At 67.9% G+C, this 20,921-nt stretch carries 15 protein-coding genes; 6 read left to right on the forward strand and 9 right to left on the reverse strand.

All coding sequences use genetic code 11. The annotated features are described in order from the left end of the window. The first annotated feature begins 131 nt into the window (after positions 1-131). Complete coding sequence (locus QZ500_RS03125) at positions 132-1,046, forward strand: DMT family transporter (RefSeq protein ID WP_295850684.1); 915 nt, start codon at positions 132-134, stop codon at positions 1,044-1,046. 20 nt (positions 1,047-1,066) lie between these two features. On the opposite strand, the gene QZ500_RS03130 is transcribed toward QZ500_RS03125, so the two are convergent. The 5 genes from QZ500_RS03130 to QZ500_RS03150 all read right to left on the reverse strand — a co-directional run bounded on the left by QZ500_RS03130 (position 1,067) and on the right by QZ500_RS03150 (position 6,774). Next, positions 1,067-2,032 carry a ferritin-like domain-containing protein gene (locus QZ500_RS03130; protein WP_295850690.1) on the reverse strand — a complete coding sequence of 322 codons (966 nt, stop codon included), beginning with the start codon at positions 2,030-2,032 and terminating at the stop codon, positions 1,067-1,069. A 188-nt stretch (positions 2,033-2,220) separates the two neighbouring features. Further along, complete coding sequence (locus QZ500_RS03135) at positions 2,221-2,910, reverse strand: DUF1345 domain-containing protein (protein ID WP_295850692.1); 690 nt, start codon at positions 2,908-2,910, stop codon at positions 2,221-2,223. A gap of 45 nt (positions 2,911-2,955) precedes the next feature. Then, a complete protein-coding gene (locus tag QZ500_RS03140; protein ID WP_295850694.1) occupies positions 2,956-4,917 on the reverse strand; it encodes a propionate--CoA ligase in 1,962 nt (653 codons plus the stop codon). A 129-nt stretch (positions 4,918-5,046) separates the two neighbouring features. After that, positions 5,047-5,655 (reverse strand): isochorismatase family protein, encoded by a 609-nt coding sequence (locus QZ500_RS03145; protein WP_295850697.1) that lies wholly within the window; start codon positions 5,653-5,655, stop codon positions 5,047-5,049. A 69-nt stretch (positions 5,656-5,724) separates the two neighbouring features. Next, a complete protein-coding gene (locus tag QZ500_RS03150) occupies positions 5,725-6,774 on the reverse strand; it encodes a PQQ-dependent sugar dehydrogenase (protein ID WP_295850914.1) in 1,050 nt (349 codons plus the stop codon). 188 nt (positions 6,775-6,962) lie between these two features. Between QZ500_RS03150 and QZ500_RS03155 the strand changes: the two genes are divergently transcribed. After that, positions 6,963-7,532 carry a C40 family peptidase gene (locus QZ500_RS03155; RefSeq protein WP_295850705.1) on the forward strand — a complete coding sequence of 190 codons (570 nt, stop codon included), beginning with the start codon at positions 6,963-6,965 and terminating at the stop codon, positions 7,530-7,532. Positions 7,533-7,653: 121 nt separating this feature from the next. On the opposite strand, the gene lpdA is transcribed toward QZ500_RS03155, so the two are convergent. The 4 genes from lpdA to aceE are packed head-to-tail and all read right to left on the reverse strand — an operon-like array spanning position 7,654 to position 14,508. After that, positions 7,654-9,498, reverse strand: coding sequence for a dihydrolipoyl dehydrogenase (gene lpdA / locus QZ500_RS03160; protein ID WP_295850707.1), 1,845 nt, complete (start codon positions 9,496-9,498; stop codon positions 7,654-7,656). Continuing rightward, on the reverse strand, positions 9,495-10,085 hold the full coding sequence (locus tag QZ500_RS03165) for an MFS transporter (RefSeq protein WP_295850712.1): 591 nt from the start codon (positions 10,083-10,085) through the stop codon (positions 9,495-9,497). Before QZ500_RS03165 ends, lpdA begins: the two co-directional genes overlap by 4 nt. After that, positions 10,082-11,758 (reverse strand): dihydrolipoyllysine-residue acetyltransferase, encoded by a 1,677-nt coding sequence (gene aceF, locus QZ500_RS03170; RefSeq protein WP_295850714.1) that lies wholly within the window; start codon positions 11,756-11,758, stop codon positions 10,082-10,084. The genes QZ500_RS03165 and aceF overlap by 4 nt, the downstream gene beginning before the upstream one ends. 20 nt (positions 11,759-11,778) lie before the next feature. Next, positions 11,779-14,508: a pyruvate dehydrogenase (acetyl-transferring), homodimeric type gene (gene aceE / locus QZ500_RS03175; RefSeq protein WP_295850716.1), complete on the reverse strand. Its 2,730-nt coding sequence runs from the start codon at positions 14,506-14,508 to the stop codon at positions 11,779-11,781. Between the two features lie 155 nt (positions 14,509-14,663). Between aceE and QZ500_RS03180 the strand changes: the two genes are divergently transcribed. The 4 genes from QZ500_RS03180 (at position 14,664) to QZ500_RS03195 (ending at position 20,897) form a co-directional block, all read left to right on the forward strand. Continuing rightward, entirely contained in the window at positions 14,664-17,240 is a 2,577-nt protein-coding gene (locus tag QZ500_RS03180) for a PAS domain S-box protein (RefSeq protein WP_295850719.1), read from the forward strand. Beyond that, positions 17,237-17,863: a response regulator transcription factor gene (locus QZ500_RS03185; RefSeq protein WP_295850722.1), complete on the forward strand. Its 627-nt coding sequence runs from the start codon at positions 17,237-17,239 to the stop codon at positions 17,861-17,863. The genes QZ500_RS03180 and QZ500_RS03185 overlap by 4 nt, the downstream gene beginning before the upstream one ends. 75 nt (positions 17,864-17,938) lie before the next feature. Continuing rightward, the gene (gene folD / locus QZ500_RS03190; protein WP_295850725.1) at positions 17,939-18,802 is read left to right on the forward strand and encodes a bifunctional methylenetetrahydrofolate dehydrogenase/methenyltetrahydrofolate cyclohydrolase FolD; all 864 of its coding nucleotides are present in this window, start codon (positions 17,939-17,941) and stop codon (positions 18,800-18,802) included. A 70-nt stretch (positions 18,803-18,872) separates the two neighbouring features. After that, positions 18,873-20,897: a M3 family metallopeptidase gene (locus QZ500_RS03195; RefSeq protein ID WP_295850728.1), complete on the forward strand. Its 2,025-nt coding sequence runs from the start codon at positions 18,873-18,875 to the stop codon at positions 20,895-20,897. Positions 20,898-20,921 lie beyond the last annotated feature (24 nt).

Raw genomic sequence — 20,921 nt, forward strand, 5'->3', positions numbered from 1 at the left:
GGCAGCGGCGGTGCGCTCACCGGGTATGCGGGCGGGCTGCACCGCAAGGAAGCGCTGCTCGGGCTGGAAGCGGGCCCGCGCGCAGGGGTCGCGTCGGCCCCTCGCACCTGACCGGCGCAGGGCCACCGCCCATGTCCGCCGCGCCGCCTCCCGCCCCACCCCGCACTTGGGTGCTGCCGTTCCTGCTGCTCGCCGCCCTGTGGGGCAGCTCCTTCCTCTTCATGCGGCTCGGTGCCTCGGCGTTCGGCCCGCTGGCAACGGCCGGGCTGCGGGTCGGCATCGCCGCGCTGGCGCTCGCGCCGGTGCTCGCGATGCGCCGGCACCGGGATGCGCTGCGCGGCCGGTGGGCCCGCGTCGTCGTGCTGGGAACCTTCAACTCCGCATTGCCGTTCGCGCTGTATGCGTATGCGGTGGTGCATGTGCCGACCGGCATCGCGGCGATCCTCAACGCCACGGTGCCGTTGTTCGGTGCGCTGATCGCCTGGGCTTGGCTGCAGGAGCGACCCGGGCCCGCGCGCTGTGCGGGATTGGCCATCGGCTTCGCCGGTGTCGCATTGCTGGTCGGCCGCGGGCTGCCCACGGATGTCGGTGTGGCAGTGTTGCCGGTGCTCGCGTGCCTGGGCGCCGCATGCAGCTACGGCATCGGCGCCAGTTATGCGCGCCGGATGCTGCCCGGACTGCCGCCGACCGCGTCGGCCGCCGGCAGCATGGTCGGCGCGACGCTGGTGCTCGCCCTGCCGACGGCGGTCGCCTGGCCCGCGCGCATTCCAGGCCTCGGCGCCTGGGCGGCGGTCGTGGCGCTGGCGGTCCCGTGCACCGCCCTCGCGTATCTGCTGTTCTTCCGGATCATTGCGCGTGCCGGTGCCAGCCGGGCGCTCACTGTGACCTACCTGATCCCGGTGTTCGCCCTCGGCTACGGCGTACCGCTGCTGGGCGAACCCCTCACCGGCTGGATGCTCGGTTGCGGCGCCGTGGTGCTGGTGGGCACCCTGCTGGCGAGCGGCATGGCGGGCGACGCATGGTCGCGGCGGCGCACCGTGCGCTGACCCCGCGCCGCCATACCCCGTCAGGCGAAGGCGCTGGACATCACCAGATTGCCGTTCACGCCCGCCGGGAAGAAGCCGCCCTGGCGCACGGCACCCGGGTTCAGGTAGACGATGTTCAGCACATCGTCCGGCGTGCGGCTGTAGCAGATGCCGTTCGCATCGGCCGGCACGATGTTCGACGCGGTCGCGGTGCCGGTGATGCCCTGGTCCTGGTCCTTGGCGTTGTCGAGCGAATCGCGCGCGTTGGAGATCGCGTCCGCCGAGGTCCGCAGCGACGGGGTGGTCAGGCCCTTCGAGTACAGCACCGTGCGCACCAGGCCGGCGTGATACGCCTCGGCCGCCAGGATGCCGGCGGCGGCCTCCAGGTAGGTCTTGTTGGTGATCAGCGGCGAGGCGCCCTTGTACGCGGTCACGCCCACGTCCTCGAAGATGAAGGCGCCGAGCAGGAAGTTCTCGTCGTTCAGGTACGGATCGAAGGTCTGGCCGGCGGTGATCAGGCCCGCGGCCCGCGCGGCGACCGAGAACGCACTGTTCGGGCCGACGCCGATGTCGATCGCCGGCTGGGCGACCGCTGCGCTGCCGAGTGCGGTGCGCAGGAAGGCGACGTGGGCAGCTTCGTCCTCGGCGATCTCGCGGGCGTACTGCGCCACCACCGGATCGCGGAACGCCACCTGACGGCCACCCTGCACCACACCCTGGGTGCCGGTGCCGCCGAGCTGGTTCTGGCCGAGGCCGGTACCGAAGACGGCGTACTGGTAGAACTGCGCTTCCAGGTATTCCAGGTTCAGCGCGAAGTTGAGGATGTCCGCGTCCGACGGAGCGCTCTGCGCGACCGAGTCACCGGAACCGCCGCCGCAGGCGGTGAGGATCGCGCCGCCGGCCATGCCGGCCGCGAAGCCGCCGGTCTTTCGGAAGAATTGGCGGCGTTCTGCCTGCTTGGCGGATCGTTGTTGCAGCGCGTTCAGCAGGGTCGGTTCCTGGATCATGGAGAACTCCTCGGTAATGGAAGGCGGGGCGAAAGTGCCCGGTCGGACCGCATGCACCGCGTCGCGCTCCGTACTTCGGAACACGACCTGGGTGCCGCACGATCTTCATGGGCCATTACGCAAGCCCCCGTCGCCTGGATGCGTCCCCGATGTAGGACGGAATGCCGTCCTTTATTTCGCGGGCCTCGCTACTGCAACGACCCGGCCAGCGCGTTGATGCCGAGCGCGAGCACCACCACGTTGAACACGAAGGCCAGAAGGCCATGCCCCATCGCGAGCCGGCGCATGGCGCGGCTCGTGCAGGACACATCGGACACCTGCGAGGTCATGCCGATCACCAGAGAGAAATAGAGGAAGTCGTAATAGTCCGGATCGGCGGTCCCCGGGAAGTCCAGGCCGCCGCCGTCGCGCTCCGCTGCTGGCGGCTGCGGCTGCAATGGGCCATCCTCCCCGGCCTGGTGGTAGTACCGGTGCGCGTAGTGAAAGGCGAACAGCGAGTGGATCCAGAGCCAGGAGGCGGCGAGCGCCGCGGCCGACAGTGCCACTCGCAGCGCACGCTCGTCGGCCGGCAGGCCGCGCGACTGTTGCAGCAGGAGCACGATTGCCGCGACGCTGGCGGTGACCGCGGCCACCATCAGCAGGAACAGCACCGCGGCCGATTCGTCCTGCGCCCGGGCCCGCGCCCGGATCTGCGCCACGTCGAAGCGGGCTGCCAGCCAAGCCGACAGGCCCAGATGCACCGCCGCGGCGACGGTCCAGCCGAACAGGGCGCTGCCCTCGTGGCCGACCGGCCAGGGCAGCAGGTAGGCTGCGGCGCCGGCGGCAGCCGCCCAGGCGAGCCGCTGCGGCCCGGTGGTACGTGAGAGAGCGTCGAGCATCCGCGGATTGTCGGCCCGCGGGATCGGCCTGCGGTTCGCGGCGTGTCAGCCCGGTCCGCCGGCGAGTCGGGCCGACGACACCGCTTGGCGGACCTGCTCCAGCGCGGCCGGGTCCTCCAGCGTGGTCAGGTCGCCGGTATCGCGGCCTTCGCAGACTGCCTGGATGGCGCGGCGCAGCAGCTTGCCGCTGCGCGTCTTCGGCAGCATGCCGACGAACAGCACCCGCGCCGGCCGGGCCACCGCACCGAGCCGGTCCGTCACCCGCTGCCGAATGTCGGCCTCCAGCGCCTCCGCCGCCTCGGGGCCGGCCGCCTGCCGGCGCGGCACCACCAGCGCCACCGCTTCCTGGCCTTTCAGCGCATCGGCGACGCCGACCACCGCGACCTCGGCCACCTGCGGGTGGCCCGAGACGATCTCCTCGATCTCGCGGGTGCCGAGCCGGTGGCCGGCGACGTTGATCACGTCGTCGGTGCGGCCGAGGATGAAATAGAAGCCGTCCGCGTCGCGCGTCGCGTAGTCGAAGGTGCTGTAGACGAAACGGCCCGGCACGCTGTTCCAGTAGGTCGCAACGAAGCGTGCGTCGTCGCGCCACACTGTCTGCATGCAGCCGGGCGGCAGCGGCCCCTCGATCGCGAGCACGCCCTTCTCGCCGGCACCGTGCAGTTCCTCGCCGGTGGTCTCGTCGAGCAGCTTCACGTCGTAGCCGGCCATCGCCCGGCCCGGGCTGCCGATGCGGCCGTCGGCCCGCTCGACGCCGTTGGCGACCGTGAGGATCGGCCAGCCGGTCTCGGTCTGCCAGTAGTTGTCCACCACCGGTACCTGCAGCGCGCCAGCGATCCATTCGGCGGTCGGGCCATCCAGCGGCTCGCCGGCCAGCCACAGCATGCGCAGGCTGGAGTTGTCGTGCCGCGCCAGGTACGACGGGTCCTGCTTGCGCAGCACCCGGATCGCGGTCGGCGAGGAAAACATGTGCGTGACCCGGTACTGCTCGACGATCCGCCACCACACCGCCGGGTCGGGCCGGATCGGCAGGCCTTCGTACAGCACGGTCGCCATGCCGGCGATCAGCGGGCCGTAGACGATGTAGCTGTGGCCGACCACCCAGCCGATGTCGCTGGTGCAGAAAAAGGTCTGGCCGGGCTGCGCATCGAAGATGTGTTCCATGCTCGCGGCCAGCGCCACCGCATAGCCGCCGGTGTCGCGCTGCACGCCCTTGGGCCGGCCGGTGGTGCCGCTGGTGTAGAGCGTGTAGCTCGGGTGGGTGGCGTCCACCCACACGCAGGCGACCGGTGCATCGGCCATCTGTTCGCGCAAGTCGTGCCACAGCCGGTCGCGTTCCGGCACCAGGTCCATGCGGGCCAGGCCGCGGTCGACCAGCAGCAGGTGCGCCGGCGCGTGCCGGGCGAGCCGCAGCGCTTCGTCGAGCAGCGGCTTGTACGGGATCACGCGCCCTCCGCGCGAACCCGCGTCGGCGCTGACGATGACGGTCGGCTGCGCGTCGTCGATCCGGCTGGCGAGCGAGGCCGCGGCGAAGCCGCCGAACACCACCGAATGCAGCGCGCCGATCCGCACCGCGGCGAGCATCGCGAACACCGCCTCGGCCACCATCGGCATGTAGATCAGCACCCGGTCGCCCTGCTGCACGCCCAGGGCCTGCAGGGCGGCCGCCATGCGCTGGACCTCGGCATGCAGCTGGGCGAAGGTGTAGGTCGCCTCGGTGCCGGTCTCGGTCGAGACCGCAATCAGCGCAGGCTGGTCGGCGCGTGTGGGCAGGTGGCGGTCCACCGCGTTGTGGCACAGGTTGAGCGTGCCGCCGGCGAACCAGCGCGCGAACGGGGCCTGGTGGTAGTCGCAGACCTGCTCGGGCGGCGTGTGCCAATCGATCCTTGCGGCCTGTTCGGACCAGAAGCCGTCGCGGTCCTCGAGCGAACGGCGGTGGAACGCGGCGTAACCGCCGGGGAAGTCGGCGGAACGGGCGGAATCGGAGGGATGGGCGGCAGCGGTCAAGCGGGTCTCCTGCAGCGCCGTGCCGCTCCAAGCATGCTGCAGGGCCGGGCCTGTATTCGGTCGGGAATCGGTCCGCTGCCGATTATTCGGCGGGCGCTTGCGCCAGCCTGACGCGCAGGCCGCGCGCGTCTACTTGATCAGCGCCTGCACGTCGCGGAATGCCGGGTGCTCCGCACTGCGCAGCCACTCGAACAGCACCATCTCGGTCGTCACCAGTTCGGCGCCGGCGCCGGCCAGGCGGTCGAACGCGGCATCGCGGTTGCGCTCGGTGCGCGAACCGCAGGCGTCGGTGACCACCCAGACCTCGAAGTCGTCGTCCAGCAGATCGAGCGCCGTCTGCAGCAAGCAGACATGGGCCTCGCAGCCGGCCAGCACCACCGAGGTGGGCGTCGGCTCGGCCGCCGGGGGCGGCGCCTTCTGCAGGTGGCGCGGCAGGCTGCGGGCGTTGCCCTGCGGCGGACGCGCCGGCGGGCGCAGCCATTCGCCGAGGCCCTCCTCGCAGGCGCTGAAATGCATCTTTGCGAGCGTCCGTCGGCACAGGCCGCGCAGCGCGGGTGCGAGCGGCCCAAGCTTCGACGGGTTCTGCTCGGTGCCCCACACCGGCACCTCCAGCTGCCGTGCCGCCGTGGCGAGCCGGACCGCGTTGGCCAGCACGGCCGGCCCGTCGGCGATGGCAGGCATCAGGCGGTCCTGGTAGTCGATGAGGACGAGCTGGGATTCGGAAGCGTCGAGGAGCATGGCAACAGCGAAACAGAGTGAGCCCGCAGGCGGGGCGATGCGCCGATTACACCCCAGCCGGTGACCGGGTCAGGGCTTGCCGGCCGGATCGAGCCGCAGCAGCCGGCCCTTGGCGCCGTCGGTCAGCACGTACAGCAGGCCGTCCGGTCCCTGGCGCACGTCGCGGATGCGCTCGCGCAGATCGCCGAGCAGCTTTTCTTCCGACACGACCCGGGTGCCGTCGAGCACGATCCGGTCCAGGAATTGCGACTTCAATGCACCGACGAACAGGTTGCCCTTCCACGCCGGCCCGTAGCGGTCGCTGGTCAAGAAAGCCATGCCGGAAGGCGCGATCGACGGCACCCAGTAGTGCAGCGGCTGCTCCATGCCGTCCTTCCTGGTGATGCCGTCGCCGATCTTGCCGCCGCCGTAGTTCACGCCGTAGGTGATCACCGGCCAGCCGTAGTTGCGTCCGGCCTGCGGCGTGTTGATCTCGTCACCGCCCTGCGGGCCGTGCTCGTGGGTCCAGAGCCGGCCGTCGGGGGCCAGCGTCGCGCCCTGCACATTCCGATGACCGTAGCTCCAGATCTCCGGCAGCGCACCCGGACGGTTCACGAACGGGTTGTCCCGCGGCACCTTGCCGTCCTTGCCGATCCGCACGATCTTCCCGAGGTGGTTGTCGAGTTTCTGTGCCGAGTCCCTGTAGGCAAAGCGGTCGCCGAGTGTGAGCCACAGCAGCCCATCCCTCCCCTCGACGATTCGGCAGCCGAAGTGGTTGCCGCCCGCTACCTTGGGCTGCTGGCGGAAGAGCACTTTCACGTCTTCGAGGCGATCCTGCGCGGTCGACAACCGGGCGCTCGCCAAGGCCGTGCCGGCTCCGCCCTCGCCGGCTTCGGCGTAGCAGAAGTAGATCTGGCGATTGCGGACGAAGTCCGTATCCGCCACCACGTCGAGCAGGCCGCCCTGCCCCGACGATTCGACATCCGGCACGCTGTCCAGGGTAGATCCCACCTTGCCGTCCGGCGCGACGATGCGCATGTCGCCGTCACGTTCGGTGACCAGAAAACGGCCGCCCGGCAGGAAGGCCACGGCCCACGGAGTGTCGAGCCCGGTCGCCAGCGTGACGACCTGGACCCGCATCTGGGCGATCGCAGGTGCCGAAGCAACCGAAAGAGCGATCGTCAGGGTGGAAAACAGCGACCGGAAACAGATCGACACGGGGGCTTTCAGGGCAAAAACTCGCATGATGAAAAATTACACGATTACGCGGTTGTCCTCAATGTAACCATGCTTGACGTAGGATAGGTCCGACGATAGTCTCGCGTTCCATGTCCAGATTGCTCTGCGCCCTGCTGCTCGCCGTGAGTCCCCTCATCGCCACCGCAGCCCCCTCTCCCGCCACTGCAAACCAAGACGATCTGGACCGGCTTCTGGCCGACAAGGGCCTGATGTCGCAGTTGAACCATGTCCGCCAATCGGTGACCGAGCGGGCGTCCACCCTGGTGGTGAACGCGATGGGCTTCATCGGCGTGCCCTACCGGCGCGGCGGCAACTCGGCAGCCTCCGGCTTCGACTGCAGCGGATTTGTCCGCGCCATCTACGGCGAAACCGTGGGCCATCTGCTGCCACGCCGCGCCAACGAGCAGGCGGCCGCCACCGAGAAGATCGACAAGACCGACCTCCAGCCCGGCGACCTGGTGTTCTTCAACACCATGCGCCGCGCCTTCAGCCACGTGGGCATCTACGTCGGCGACGGCAAGTTCATCCACGCGCCCAAACCGGGTGCGCAGGTGCGGGTGGAAGACATGCGCATCGGCTACTGGAACAGCCGCTTCGACGGTGCCCGCCGTGTGCAGGCCGACAGCGAGGCCGCCGCCGGTCTGTCGAACACACGCTGACCGTTTTTCTGGACACACGACAAAAGCCCGGCATGCCGGGCTTTTTTGCATCCGCGCCCTACGGTAGCAAGGCCGTCGCCGAAGAACGCGGGGCCGGCCTGTGCCGGCCCCGCGCGAGACCTCAGCGCTTGCGCGCCGGCGGCACGTCGGTGCAGCTGCCGTGGGCGACCTCGGCCGCGAGGCCGACGCTTTCGCCGAGCGTCGGATGCGGGTGGATCGTCTTGCCGATGTCCACCGAATCGGCACCCATCTCGATCGCCAGCGCGATCTCGCCGATCATGTCGCCCGCATGGGTGCCGACGATGCCGCCCCCGACGATGCGATGCGTCTCGGCGTCGAACAGCAGCTTGGTGAAGCCTTCGTCGCGTCCGTTAGCGATCGCGCGGCCCGAGGCATTCCAGGGGAACAGGCCCTTCTCGACCTTGATGCCCTCGGCCTTGGCCTGGTCCTCGGTCAGGCCGACCCACGCCACTTCCGGATCGGTGTAGGCCACGCTCGGGATCACCCGGGCGTTGAAGGCGGCGCTTGCCAGCTTCTCGTTGCCCTGCAGTTCGCCGGCGATGACTTCCGCTGCCACATGCCCTTCGTGCACTGCCTTGTGGGCGAGCATCGGCTGGCCGACCAGGTCGCCGATCGCGAAGATGTGCGGCACGTTGGTGCGCATCTGAATGTCGACAGGGATGAAGCCGCGGTCGGTCACCGTCACGCCGGCCTTGTCGGCGCCGACCTTGCCGCCGTTGGGCGTACGGCCGACCGCCTGCAGCACCAGGTCGTAGACCTGCGGCGCCGACGGTGCGCCTTCGCCCTCGAACGTCACCTCGATGCCCGCGTCGGTGGCCTTGGCGCCGACCGTCTTGGTCTTGAGCATGATGTTGTCGAAGCGCGGGGCATTCATCTTCTGCCAGACCTTGACCAGGTCGCGGTCGGCGCCCTGCATCAGGCCGTCGAGCATCTCGACCACGTCGAGCCGCGCGCCGAGCGTGGAATACACCGTGCCCATCTCCAGGCCGATGATCCCGCCGCCGACGATCAGCATGCGCTTCGGACGGTCGGCCAGCGCCAGGGCACCGGTCGAGTCGACGACGCGCGGGTCGTTCGGCAGGAACGGCAGGCGCACCGCCTGCGAGCCCGCCGCGATGATCGCGCGGCGGAAGCTCACGCTCTGCGTCTGGCCGGTCTTTTCCTGCGCGTTGCCGGAGGTCTCGGCGACCTCGAGCGTATGGGCGCCGGTGAAGCTGCCCAGGCCGCGCAGGATCGTGACCTTGCGCATCTTGGCCATCGCCGCTAGGCCGCCGGTCAGCTTGCCGATGACCTTTTCCTTGTGGGTGCGCAGCTTGCCGATGTCCACCTCGGGCTCGGCGTAGGACACACCCAGGTCGGCGAAATGCTTGACCTCGTCCATCACGGCGGCCACGTGCAGCAGCGCCTTCGAGGGGATGCAGCCCACGTTCAGGCAGACGCCGCCGAGGGTCTGGTACCGCTCCACGATCGCGACCTTCAGGCCCAGGTCCGCTGCGCGGAAGGCCGCCGAATAGCCGCCGGGGCCACCACCGATCACGACCACGTCGTAGTCGGCATCGGCCGGGCCGGACGATGCTACGGTTTTAGTAGCTGCCTGCGCAGGTGCGACGGGCGCCGGAGCCGCTTTTGCATCCGAAACTGCCGGTGCAGGGGCCGGTGCCGCTGCAGCGGGAGCCGGTGCCGCCGCAGGTGCAGATGCCGCCGCATCGGACGACTCCAGGCTCAGCAGCACCGAGCCTTCGGAGATCTTATCGCCGAGCTGGACCTTGACTTCCTTGACCACGCCGGCGTGCGACGACGGAATTTCCATCGACGCCTTGTCCGACTCGACCGTGACCAGCGACTGCTCGGCCTTGACCGTGTCGCCGGCCTTGACCAGCACTTCGATGACCGCCACTTCGGCGAAGTCGCCGATGTCGGGAACCTTGATGTCTACGAGGCTCATCGCGAACCTTTCATTTTGAGAGTGAAGATGTCGACCGGACCTTCGGAGTTGCGGTCGAACGTGCAGCCGGCGTTCACGCCCGCCTGGGCCACTTCCCGGGCGGTCTTAACGCGGCCGTAGACGGCGTGCATCGCGCCGAGCGCGAAGCTGCGGCCCGAGCCGATGCCCCAGAACTCCTTGAACTCGAACACTTCCCGGTAGCTGTAGAGCCCGAAGATGCCGGCCGCGTTGGCGATCAGCACGCTGAACTGGCTCGACTCGTACGGGTCGTTGTCGTCTTCCTTCGTCTGCAGGAAGAAGTGGTCCTTCAGCATCGGGTGCAGGCGCGAGAAGGTGTCGAAGATCTCGTCGCGGGTGGCGAGCAGCCGCTGCTCCGGGGGCATCGCGGCGAGCGACTTGCGCAGCACCGGAAAGTGCGCCACCGTGCCGGCCATGCCGATGTACGTCGGCCCGACCGGCGCGTCGAGCTTGAACACCTTGGTGTTGTCCTCGAAGCGATGCAGCAGCCGCGTATCGCCGAAGGTCACCAGGGTGTCCGCGGCGATCGCGACTTGGCCGTTCTTGCGAACGGCGACGACGGTCGTCACAGGATGATCCGGCGGTAGTCGGTCAGGACCTGTCCCAGGTAGGCGTTGAAGCGCGCGGCGGCGGCGCCGTCGATCACCCGGTGGTCGTAGCTCAGGCTGAGCGGCAGCAACAGGCGCGGCACGAAGGCCTTGCCGTCCCAGACCGGCTTGGTCTGGCCCTTCGACAGGCCGAGGATCGCGACTTCCGGCGCGTTGATGATCGGCGTGAAGTGGGTGCCGCCGATGCCGCCGAGCGAGCTGATCGAGAAGCAGCCGCCCTGCATGTCGCCGCCGCCCAGCTTGCCGTCGCGCGCCTTCTTGGCGAGCTCCGACATCTCCTGGCTGATCTGCAGGATGCCCTTCTTGTCGGCATCCTTCAGCACCGGCACCACCAGCCCGTTGGGCGTATCGGCCGCGAAGCCGATGTGGAAGTACTGCTTGTAGACCAGGGTGTCGCCGTCGAGGCTGGCGTTGAACTCGGGAAACTTCTTGAGCGCCGCGACCACCGCCTTGATGACGAAGGCGAGCATCGTCACCTTCACGCCGGACTTCTCGTTCTCCTTGTTGGTGGAGACGCGGAAGGCTTCCAGGTCGGTGATGTCGCACTCGTCGTTGTTAGTGACGTGCGGAATCATCACCCAATTGCGATGCAGGTTCGCGCCGCTGATCTTCTTGATCCGCGACAGGTCCTTGCGTTCGACCGGGCCGAACTTGGCGAAGTCCACCTTCGGCCAGGGGATCAGGCCCAGTGCGGCGCCGTCGGCGCCGCCGCCGCCGGACGCGGCCGACTTGGCGGCCGATGCCTTCGTGCTCGCCTGACCGCCCATCACCGCCTTGGTGAAGTTCTGCACGTCTTCCTGGGTGATGCGGCCCTTGGCGCCGCTGCCCTTGACTTCGTCGAGCGGCACGCCGAGTTCGCGGGCAAACTTGCGCACCGACGGCGAGGCATGCGGCAGCTTCGCCGTCGTCGTGGTGGCGGTCGGCTGGTGCTGCGGCAGCGCCGCGGCGGGCGCAGCAGACGCGGCAGGTGCCGCTGCCGGTGCGGTGGCGGGCGCAGCGGCGGGAGCCGGTGCGGGTGCCTGGCTCTCGCCAGCCGTCGGCTGGGAGGCCGTGCCTTCCAGCAGCGCGATCAGGTCACCGATGTTGACCGTGTCGCCGACCTTGACCTTCAGTTCCTTGACGGTGCCGGCGGCCGACGACGGGATCTCCATCGACGCCTTGTCGGATTCGACGGTGATCAGCGACTGCTCGGCCTTGACCGTGTCGCCCGGCTTGACCAGCACCTCGATCACCGCGACGTCCTTGAAGTCGCCGATGTCGGGTACCTTGACCTCGACCGGGCCCGATGCCGCAGCGGGCGCTGCCGCCGGTGCGGGAGCCGGTGCCGGTGCCGCCGGTGCCGCCGGGGCTGCGGCAGGCGCAGCCGCCGGGGCCGGTGCCGCCGCGGCGCCTTCGCCGGCGGCCTCCAGGATCAGCACGACCGAGCCTTCCTTGACCTTGTCGCCGACGTTGACCTTCAGCTCCTTGACGGTGCCGGCAGCCGAAGACGGGATCTCCATCGACGCCTTGTCGGACTCGACGGTGATCAGCGACTGCTCGGCCTTGACCGTGTCGCCCGGCTTGACCAGCACCTCGATCACCGCGACTTCGTCGAAGTCGCCGATGTCGGGAACCTTGATTTCCACCTGTGCCATGTGTGTGTCTCCGAAAGCGCTTATGCGTACAGCGGGTTGGTCTTGTCGGCGTCGATGCCGTACTTCTTGATCGCCTCGGCGACCTGCGCCGGCTTCATCTTGCCTTCGTCGGCCAGCGCCTTCAGCGCGGCCACCACGATGTAGTGGCGGTTGATCTCGAAGTGCTCGCGCAGCTTGCTGCGGAAGTCGCTGCGGCCGTAGCCGTCGGTGCCCAGCACGCGGTAGGTCCGGCCGGCCGGGATGAACGGGCGGATCTGCTCGGCGTACGCCTTCATGTAGTCGGTCGAGGCGACCACCGGGCCGGTGCTGCCGGCGAGCTGCTGCGCGACGAACGGCACGCGCGGCGTCTCGGTCGGGTGCAGCAGATTCCAGCGGTCGGCGTCCTGGCCGTCGCGGGTCAGTTCGTTGAAGCTCGGGCAGCTCCACACGCCGGCCGACACGCCCCAGTCCTTCTCCAGCAGTTCCTGAGCGAAGAACGATTCGCGCAGGATGGTGCCGCTGCCCAGCAGCTGCACGCTCGGCACGTCCTTGCCCTTGATGGCCGGCGCCTGCTTGCACAGGTACATGCCCTTGATGATCTGCTCTTCGGTGCCGGGCTGCAGGCCGGGCATCGGGTAGTTCTCGTTGAGCAGCGTCAGGTAGTAGTAGACGTTGTCCTGCTTCTCGACCATGCGCTTCAGGCCGTGGTGCAGGATCACACCGACTTCGTGGGCGAAGGTCGGGTCGTAGCTCACGCAGTTCGGGATGGTGTTGGCCAGGATGTGGCTGTGGCCGTCCTCGTGCTGCAGGCCTTCACCGTTCAGCGTGGTGCGGCCCGAGGTGCCGCCCAGCAGGAAGCCCCGTGCCTGCATGTCGCCGGCCGCCCAGGCCAGGTCGCCGATGCGCTGGAAGCCGAACATCGAGTAGTACACGTAGAACGGCACCATGATGCGGTTGTTGGTGCTGTACGACGTGGCCGCCGCGATCCAGCTCGACATGCCGCCGGCTTCATTGATGCCTTCCTGCAGGATCTGGCCGCCCTTGTCTTCCTTGTAGTACATGACCTGGTCCTTGTCGACCGGGGTGTACTGCTGGCCTGCGGGGTTGTAGATACCCACTTGGCGGAACAGGCCTTCCATGCCGAAGGTGCGGGCCTCGTCCACCAGGATCGGCACCACGCGCGGGCCGAGGGCCTGGTCGCGCAGCAGCTGGGTCAGGAACCGCACGTAGGCCTGGGTCGTGCTGATCTCGCGGCCTTCGGCGGTCGGCTCCAGCACGGCCTTGAAGGTTTCGAGCGACGGCACGGTGAAGCTCTCTTCGGCCTTGGTGCGGCGGTGCGGCAGGTAGCCGCCGAGGGCCTTGCGGCGCTCGTGCAGGTACTTCATCTCCGGGGTATCGTCCGCCGGCTTGTAGAACGGCAGGTCGGCCAGCTGGCTGTCCGGGATCGGAATGTTGAAACGGTCGCGGAAGGCCTTGATGTCCTCGTCGCTCAGCTTCTTGGTCTGGTGGACGGTGTTCTTGCCTTCGCCGATCTTGCCCATGCCGAAGCCCTTGACGGTCTTCACGAGCAGGACGGTCGGCTGGCCCTGGTGGTTCTGGGCCGCATGGAATGCGGCGTACACCTTCTGCGAGTCGTGGCCGCCGCGCTGCAGGTTCCAGATCTCGTCGTCGCTCAGGTGCTCGACCATCTTCAACGTGCGCGGATCGCGGCCGAAGAAGTTCTTGCGGACGTAGGCGCCGTCGTTGGCCTTGAACGACTGGTAGTCGCCGTCGTTGCACTCCATCATGATCTTGCGCAGGGCGCCGTCATGGTCCTTGGCGAGCAGTTCGTCCCAGCCCTTGCCCCAGATCAGCTTGACCACGTTCCAGCCGGAACCGCGGAACTCGCCTTCGAGCTCCTGGATGATCTTCCCGTTGCCGCGCACCGGGCCGTCCAGGCGCTGCAGGTTGCAGTTGATGACGAAGATCAGGTTGTCGAGCTTCTCGCGGGCGGCCAGGCCGATCGCGCCGAGCGATTCCACCTCGTCCATTTCGCCGTCGCCGCAGAACACCCACACTTTGCGGCCGGTGGTGTCGGCGATGCCGCGGGCGTGCAGGTACTTCAGGAAGCGTGCCTGGTAGATCGCCATCAGCGGGCCGAGGCCCATCGAGACGGTCGGGAACTGCCAGAACTCCGGCATCAGCTTCGGATGCGGGTAGCTGGAGAGGCCCTTGCCGTCGACTTCCTGGCGGAAGTTGAGCAGCTGTTCTTCGGACAGACGGCCTTCCAGATAGGCGCGGGCGTAGATGCCGGGCGACACGTGACCCTGGATGTACAGCAGGTCGCCGCCGTGCTTCTCGTTCTCGGCTTTCCAGAAATGGTTGAAGCCCGCGCCGAACATGCTGGCGAGCGAGGCGAACGAACCGATGTGGCCGCCCAGGTCGCCGCCTTCCGGCGGATGGTGGCGGTTGGCCTTGACCACCATGGCCATGGCGTTCCAGCGCATGTAGGCCCGCAGCCGCTGCTCGATCTCGAGGTTGCCCGGGCTGCGCGCTTCGGAGCCGGGTTCGATCGTATTGACGTAGCCGGTATTGGCGGAGAACGGCAGGTCGACGCTGTTCTGGCGCGCCGTCTCGAGCAGCTGCTCGAGCAGGAAGTGGGCCCGCTCGGGACCTTCGGAGGCGATCACCGCTGCCAGCGCATCCGTCCACTCACGGGTTTCCTGCTGATCGATGTCCTGGGTGGCGGCGCGCGCGAATGCGCCAGACTGGTCGTCGGGTTGGGCTGACATGCTTGTCTCCGGGTTGATATACCGATCCATGGTACGTGGGCGGCGCGCAGTTTCGCACAAAGTTATGACTTTTCAAATAGTGCCTATAAATTTCACAATATGGTTAATTAGCCCTCGATTGTGAGTGGCCTGACCACCCACCTACACTCCCGCCGATGCGACCGACCCCCTCCGTCCGGCCCCGAAGCGGGGGTTTCACCCGACTGGCTGCGCTGTGGCGCCTCTGGTGGCAGCGCCAGTCGCCGCAACGCCAGGACCGGTTCGCGATGCTGGCGCCTCTCGCAGCCGTGCTGCTGTTTCTGGCGGCGATCGTGTCGGCCTTCTGGTATCTGCGTACCGAGGAACTGGAACGCGAGCACGAAGCGGTGCGGCGCGATGTCGAATATGCGCAACAACGATTGCGGTTGCGGCTGCTGGAGCGCCAGGAGCAGCTGATGCGGATCGGCCGCGACATCTCCAACGGCGAAGTCGATGCCGAGGAGTTCACGAGCCGCGCCGAATCGCTCATCAGCCAGTTCCCCGAAGTCCAGGGCCTGAGCTGGATCGACGAGCGCCGGCGGGTGTTGGCCACGCATGCGGCGCCCTCCTTCGCGCATAGCCAGCTGCGAATCGTCGGCGACACGCTGCGGCCGGGCGAGACCGAGGGCGTCTTCAGCCTGGCGCGTGACCTGCAGCAGCCGGTGTATTCGCAGCCGACCGGCGGGCCGGAGGCGTCGACGCTGCTGCAACTGCAGATCCCGCTGACCACCCAGGGCCACTTCGCGGGCGTCGTCCTCGGCGAATATTCGATCGACGGATTGCTGCGTTACGGCGTGCCCAGCGAAGTGCTGGCCCGCTATGCCGTCACCCTGCAGGACGGCAACGACCGGGTGCTCGCCGGCACGCCCCTGCCGCCCCGAAACGGCGCCAAGCGCCTGATGCCCTGGGCCGCACGGCCGAACACCTACGAAGTGCCGGTGTCGCCCGTCGGCAACGCACTGGTGCTGCACGCGCAGGCCTACCGCACGTCGCTCGGCATGGTGGGCAGCGGATTCTTCTGGCTGGTCGGGATGCTGAGCGCCATGACCGCGTGGATGCTGATCGCGACCTGGCGGCACACCCGGCGCCGGGTGCAGGCACAGCAGGCGCTCGTCGCCGAAACCAACTTCCGCCGCGCGATGGAAAACTCCGTGCTGACCGGCATGCGCGCCCTCGACATGGACAGCCGGATCACCTACGTCAACGCGGCGTTCTGCCAGATGACCGGCTGGACCGAGAGCGAACTGGTCGGCCAGACGCCACCCTACTCCTACTGGCCCGAGGACGATCACGCGGTGCTAGCGGCACGGCTGCAGGAGGAACTCTCCGGCAACCACGCGCCGGGCGGCTTCCAGGTCCGGGTCAAGCACAAGCGCGGTCATATCTTCGACGCGCGGCTCTACGTGTCGCCGCTGATCGACCCAAAGGGCACGCAGACCGGCTGGATGACCTCGATGACGGACATCACCGAGCCGAACCGCATCCGCGCCCAGCTGTCGGCTTCGCACGAACGTTTCACCATCGTGCTGGAGGCGCTCGACGCCTCGGTCTCGGTCGCGCCCCTGGGCAGCCAGGAATTGCTGTTCGCCAACAAGCTCTACCGCCAATGGTTCGGCTCCGAGACCGACGGTCATCTGCGCATGGTGGCCCAGGCCGGCATGCCGTCCGCGGGCGCGCCCGATGCTGCCGGGCCCGAGGGCGAGGACACGCTCGACGACGTCGACGGTCTGGCCGGCCTGCCGACAACCTCGCTCACCATGGCGCAGTCGGAGAACGCCGAGATCTTCGTGCCCTCGCTCAACAAATGGCTGGAAGTCCGCTCCCGTTACCTGAACTGGGTGGACGGTCGCCTGGCGCAGATGGTGATCGCCACCGACATCACGCCGCGCCGCCATGCCGAAGAACAGGCGGCGCTGCAGGCCGAACGCGCCCAGTCGGCCAGCCGCCTGATCACGATGGGCGAAATGGCGTCGTCGGTCGCGCACGAACTCAACCAGCCGCTGACCGCGATCAGCAACTACTGCAGCGGCATGGTCACGCGCATCCAGGGCGGCCAGATCAGCACCGAAGCGCTGCTCGGCGCGCTGGAAAAGACCGCGCACCAGGCCCAGCGGGCCGGTCAGATCATCCAGCGCATCCGCTCCTTCGTGAAGCGCAGCGAGCCCAACCGCACGCCGTCGGAAGTCGGGCCGATCGTGGCGGAATCGGTGGAGCTCGCCGGCATCGAACTGCGGCGCCGCAAGGTCCGCCTGTCGCACTACGTCGCCGCCCGCCTGCCCACCCTCATGGTGGACCCGATCCTGATCGAGCAGGTTTTGGTCAACCTGATGAAGAACGCAGCGGAATCCATCGACCATGCCGAGCGTCCGCATGGCCGCCGCAGCGTCGAGCTGCGGGTCGTGCCGAAGCAGGTGGACCAGCAGCCCGTCGTCGAGTTCACCGTGATCGATACCGGCGGCGGCCTGGCGCCGGAGGTGCTCGAGCGGCTGTTCGAAGCCTTCTTCTCCACCAAGTCTGAAGGCATGGGCATCGGCCTCAATCTGTGCCGCAGCATCGTCGAGTCCCACCAGGGCAGGATGCAGGCGGAGAACCTCTACAATGGTCCGGACGTTGTCGGCTGCCGCTTCTCCTTCTGGATCCCGCTGTCACACCCCGGCGACGTTTCCGCATCCAACGCCGCCATTACGAAGAACCCCGGGGTAACGACTGCATGAGCTTGATTCCGAAAAAAGGCACGGTGTATGTGGTCGACGACGACGAAGCGGTACGCGATTCCCTGCAGTGGCTGCTCGAAGGCAAGGACTACCGGGTGCGCTGCTTCGAATCGGCGGAATCATTCCTGTCCCGCTACGACCCGCGTGAAGTTGCCTGCCTGATCGTCGACATCCGCATGGGCGGCATGACCGGCCTCGAACTGCAGGACCGTTTGCTCGAACGCAAATCGCCGCTTCCCATCGTCTTCATCACCGGCCACGGCGACGTGCCGATGGCAGTCAACACGATGAAGAAAGGCGCTCTCGATTTCATCCAGAAGCCCTTCAAGGAAGACGAACTGCTCGCGCTGGTCGAGCGCATGCTCGACCATGCCAAAAGCGTGTTCGCCGACTCCCAGCAGGCGGCCAGCCGCGATGCGCTGCTGGGCAAGCTCACCTCGCGCGAGGCGCAGGTGCTGGAGCGGATCGTGGCGGGCCGCCTCAACAAGCAGATCGCCGACGACCTCGGGATCAGCATCAAGACGGTAGAGGCCCACCGGGCCAACATCATGGAAAAGCTCAATGCCAACACCGTCGCCGATCTGCTGAAGATCGCCCTCGGCCAGAACGCGCCCAAGACCTGACGCTACTTTTTCCATAGCACCCTGCGCCCGTCTGACCTGCTCAAACGGGCGTTTTCATTTCCAAAGACCGCTCCCATGACCGCCCAGACCATCGACGGCAACGCCCTCTCCCGCCAACTCCGCGCCGAAGTGGCGCAACGCGCTGCGGCGCTGTCTGCCCGCGGTACCACCCCAGGACTGGCCGTCGTGCTGGTCGGCGACAACCCGGCCAGCCAGGTCTACGTACGCAACAAGGTCAAGGCCTGCGAAGACAGCGGGCTGCATTCGGTGCTGGAGAAGTACGACGCCACGATGAGCGAAGCCGACCTGCTGGCCCGGGTGGACGCCCTCAACCGCGACCCGGCGATCCACGGCATCCTGGTGCAGCTGCCGCTGCCGCCGCACATCGACGCGCAGAAGGTGATCGAGGCGATCTCACCGGACAAGGACGTCGACGGCTTCCATGTCGCCTCTGCCGGCGCGCTCATGACCGGTACGCCGGGCTTCTGGCCCTGCACACCCTACGGCTGCATGAAGATGCTCGATTCGATCGGCTACGACCTGCGCGGCAAGCATGCGGTCGTCATCGGCCGCAGCAACATCGTCGGCAAGCCGATGGCGCTGATGCTGCTGGCGCGCAGCGCAACGGTCACCGTCTGCCACAGCGCGACCGCCGACCTGGGTGCGATCACACGGCAGGCGGACGTGGTGGTGGCCGCGGTCGGCAAGCGCAATGTGCTGACCGCCGACATGGTCAAACCTGGCGCCGTGGTGATCGACGTCGGCATGAACCGCAACGACGAAGGCAAACTTTGCGGCGACGTCGACTTCGCAGGCGTGTCGCAGGTCGCCAGCTGGATCACGCCGGTGCCGGGCGGCGTCGGCCCGATGACGATCACCATGCTGCTGGTCAACACGATCGAGGCGGCGGAACGCACGGCCGGCACCATGGCCGCATAGCCCCTGCCTATCGTCGCCATCCGAACAAGCCTTCACTTGAAGCGCCGCCGTGCGGCACAAAATCGGTTCCATGACCAATCCCCTGCTCGACATCACCGATCTTCCGCTTTTCGACCAGATCCGCCCGGAGCACGTGGCGCCCGCCGTGGACCAGTTGCTGGCCGAGGCGGAGCGTGCCCTGGAAACGGTGACCGCACCGGACTTCCCCGCCGACTGGACCGCCATCGCGCGGGTGCTGGACGTCGCCACCGAGAAGCTCGGCCGTGCCTGGGGGGCCGTCGGGCACCTGAACAGCGTTGCGGACACACCTGAACTGCGGGCGGCCTACAACGCGGCGCTGCCGCGCACCACCGAGTTCTGGACGCGCCTGGGCGCGGACGAGCGCCTCTATGCGAAGTACAAGGCCATCGAGGTGTCGACGCTGACGCCCGAGCAGCGCCGCGCACACCACAATGCGATGCGCAACTTCGTGCTGTCCGGCGCCGAACTCCAGGGGGCGGATCGCGAACGATTCGCCGAGATTCAGGAGCGCCAGGCCGAGGTCAGCCAGAAGTTCAGCGAACATGCGCTCGACGCCACCGATGCCTTCGCGTACTACGCCCGCGAGGACGAACTGTCGGGCCTGCCCGAGGATGTAAAACAGGCAGCCCGGGCTGCCGCCGAGGCGGAAGGCAAGGACGGCTGGAAGCTCACGCTCAAGATGCCGAGCTACCTGCCGGTGATGCAGTTCGCCGACAGCGCGGACCTGCGCCGCACGCTGTACACCGCCTATGCCACCCGGGCCAGCGAACAGGGCGACGCCAAGCTCGACAACGGCCCGCTGATCCGCGAGACGCTAGCTCTTCGTCAGGAGGAGTCGCGCCTGCTCGGCTACCGCAACTTCGGCGAAGTGTCGGTCGTTCCGAAGATGGCGGACACCCCGCAGGAGGTGATCGACTTCCTGCGCGACCTCGCCGGCCGCGCCCGCCCCTATGCCGAATGCGACGTGGCGGACATGCGGGCGTTCGCACGCGAGACGCTGGGGCTGTCCGATCCGCAACCTTGGGACTGGGCCTACATCGGCGAGAAGCTCAAGGAAGACCGGTATGCCTTCAGCGAACAGGAAGTCAAGCAATACCTACCGGAGCCGAAGGTGCTGGCCGGGCTGTTCAAGATCGTCGAGACGCTGTTCGATGTCGCGATCCGGCGGGATTCAGCCCCCGTCTGGCATCCGTCGGTCGAGTTCTACCGGATCGAGCGCGGGGGCGCGCTGGTCGGCCAGTTTTACCTCGATCCTTCTGCCCGTACCGGCAAACGCGGCGGCGCATGGATGGACGATGTCCGTGCCCGGTGGTTGCGTCCCGACACCGGCGTACTGCAGACACCGGTCGCCCATCTCGTCTGCAATTTCGCCGAAGGCGTGGATGGCAAGCCGCCGCTGCTCACCCATGACGACGTGACCACCCTGTTCCACGAATTCGGCCATGGCCTGCACCACATGCTGACCCAGGTGAACGAGCATGACGTCTCGGGCATCAACGGCGTCGAGTGGGATGCAGTCGAGCTGCCCAGCCAGTTCATGGAGAACTTCTGCTGGGAATGGGACGTGCTGCGCCACATGACGGCGCATGTCGACACGGGCGAGCCGCTGCCCCGCGCACTGTTCGACAAGATGCTGCGGGCGAAGAACTTCCAGAGCGGACTGGCGACGCTGCGGCAGATCGAGTTCGCGCTGTTCGACATGCTGCTGCACACGCAGCACGATCCGGCCGCCGACTTCATGCCGCTGCTGGCCGAGGTTCGGGCCGAGGTGGCCGTGCTGCAGGCGCCCGCTTTCTCGCGTCCGGTGCATACCTTCAGCCACATCTTCGCGGGCGGCTATGCGGCCGGCTATTACAGCTACAAGTGGGCGGAGGTGCTGAGCGCGGATGCCTACGCTGCATTCGAGGAAACCGTGCGGGACGATGGGACGCCCAATCCGGCGACCGGTCGTCGCTACCGCGAGGCGATCCTTGAGGCGGGTGGCAGCCGCCCGGCGATGGAGTCGTTCAAGGCGTTCCGTGGGCGGGCGCCCACCATCGACGCCCTGCTGCGCCATCAAGGCATGGCGTCCTGAGTTTCCCGGCAGGACCGCAGGAGA

The sequence above is a fragment of the uncultured Xylophilus sp. genome, from assembly GCA_913776965.1.
GTDB lineage: Bacteria > Pseudomonadota > Gammaproteobacteria > Burkholderiales > Burkholderiaceae_C > Xylophilus.